General features: G+C 59.8%; 2 protein-coding genes. One reads left to right on the top strand and one right to left on the bottom strand.

Annotated features, from left to right (window positions below; all coding sequences use genetic code 11):
* Window positions 1-213: 213 nt before the first annotated feature.
* The gene (locus V6C07_RS10795) at window positions 214-1,125 is read right to left on the bottom strand and encodes a DMT family transporter (RefSeq protein WP_333536489.1); all 912 of its coding nucleotides are present in this window, start codon (window positions 1,123-1,125) and stop codon (window positions 214-216) included.
* Between the two features lie 36 nt (window positions 1,126-1,161).
* Here V6C07_RS10795 and V6C07_RS10790 point away from each other — a divergent pair, with 36 nt between their 5' ends.
* Window positions 1,162-1,494, top strand: a complete 333-nt coding sequence (locus tag V6C07_RS10790; RefSeq protein ID WP_333536490.1) for an insulinase family protein — start codon at window positions 1,162-1,164, stop codon at window positions 1,492-1,494.
* The last annotated feature ends 22 nt before the right edge of the window (window positions 1,495-1,516 follow it).

Below are 1,516 nucleotides of genomic sequence, written 5' to 3'. Positions count from 1 at the left end.
CGTTTACGGGCCGCAAGTAACAGAAATGCAAATGTCAGATCGCCCGTGCGCCTGTTAGGGCGCGGCTGGTAAGAAAGCCTTACAGGCGCATATGAAGAACCCCCGGCTAGGCCGGGGGGTTCCTTTTGTTTTTGCAGCAATATTGTCGGGGCAGACTGCGGCGCAGCCGAAGGCGGCGGCAAAGTGGCAAAGCAGCGGGACCGCAGGGCGGCCTTACGGGATGGGCGGCAGCGTTGTCTTGCGCCGGGCCAGCAGGTGGCGGATGTGGCCGCCAAGCATGACGAGAACTACCGAAACCGCAATAAGCGCCAGCCCCGTAAGCAGCGACAGGCTGAACGGCTCGTTGAATACCAGAATGCCCACGACCACTGCGGTGACAGGTTCCAGCACGCCCATTACGGCCGCAAGGGTAGAACCGATGCGCTGTACCGCCAGAATCAGGGTGTAGTTGGAAAGCACCGCTGTCACCAGGGCCAGCAGGGCGGCCAGCGCCAGATCCTGCCAGCTTTGCAGCATCTGGAAGCTGTTTGTCGCCAGCGAGTTTGCCAGTGAGCAGAGTGCGCCGAAGCCCATGACATAAAAGGTAAGCACAAGGCCCGTCATATTGCTGATGCGGGCCGCGTAGAGGCTGGTTATGTAGACGGCGTTGCACAGTGCGGAGGCCAGGGCCAGCGTCAGGCCCAGCATGCTCATGTCCGCCACGCTGCCGGACTGTGCGCCGCCGCTCAGCAGGTAGACCCCACTGATGGCAAGAACCACGGCCAGAGCGGTAATTGACGAAAAGCGCTCATGAAAGAAAACAATCATCATGAGCATGACCATCACCGGGTAAGAAAAGTGCAGGGTGGCCGCCACGCCGCTTGGCATGTACTTGAATGCCTGCATGAACAGCAGGGCCGCCAAGGCGTACATGAGGCTCATGCCTGTGAGCTTGGCAAGATTGCGCCGCGAGGTGTGCAGGCGTTCGCCCCTCAGCAGGATAAGTATCCCCAGCACGATGGAAGCAATGAAAAAGCGGTAAAAAAGCACGGTAGCCGGAGAAAGCCCCCTGGCCATGAGCGGCAGGCTGAAAAGGGGGATAAGCCCGAAGGCTGCCGAAGAGAGCATACTGTAAAAAAAGCCCATGACATCCTTCTTTGAACATGAGGTGCAAGAGGCTGCATACAGAATAAGCACTGGAGTGGCAAGGCCCGGTTCAGCATTGAGGATGTGCGTGACTTCGTTTCCGCCAGCCGCAGGAAAAGGCCGCTTCGGGTGGTCATCAGCGGCGATGTGAATGTGCAGCAAAGCCTTGCGTTGGCTGCGCGTTATTTCAGCGATATCAAGCCTGTGCAGGAAACCCAGGCCGGTTCTGCGCCATCGCTTGTGTTCCCTGCCGGGAACGTGTCGCTGGTCAAGGCCCCGGATGCCGTAGATCAGACAACGCTACGCAAGGCATGGCGGCTGGACTTTCCCTCGGATGGGGACCGTGCCGTTCTGGCTGCGCGCCGGTAGCCGCTGCCGTGTTGCGCGGCAG

Source organism: Desulfovibrio sp. 1214_IL3152, from assembly GCF_036763055.1.
In the GTDB taxonomy this organism is placed as follows: Bacteria; Desulfobacterota; Desulfovibrionia; order Desulfovibrionales; family Desulfovibrionaceae; genus Desulfovibrio.
This window is presented reverse-complemented; position numbering and strand designations above follow the sequence as displayed.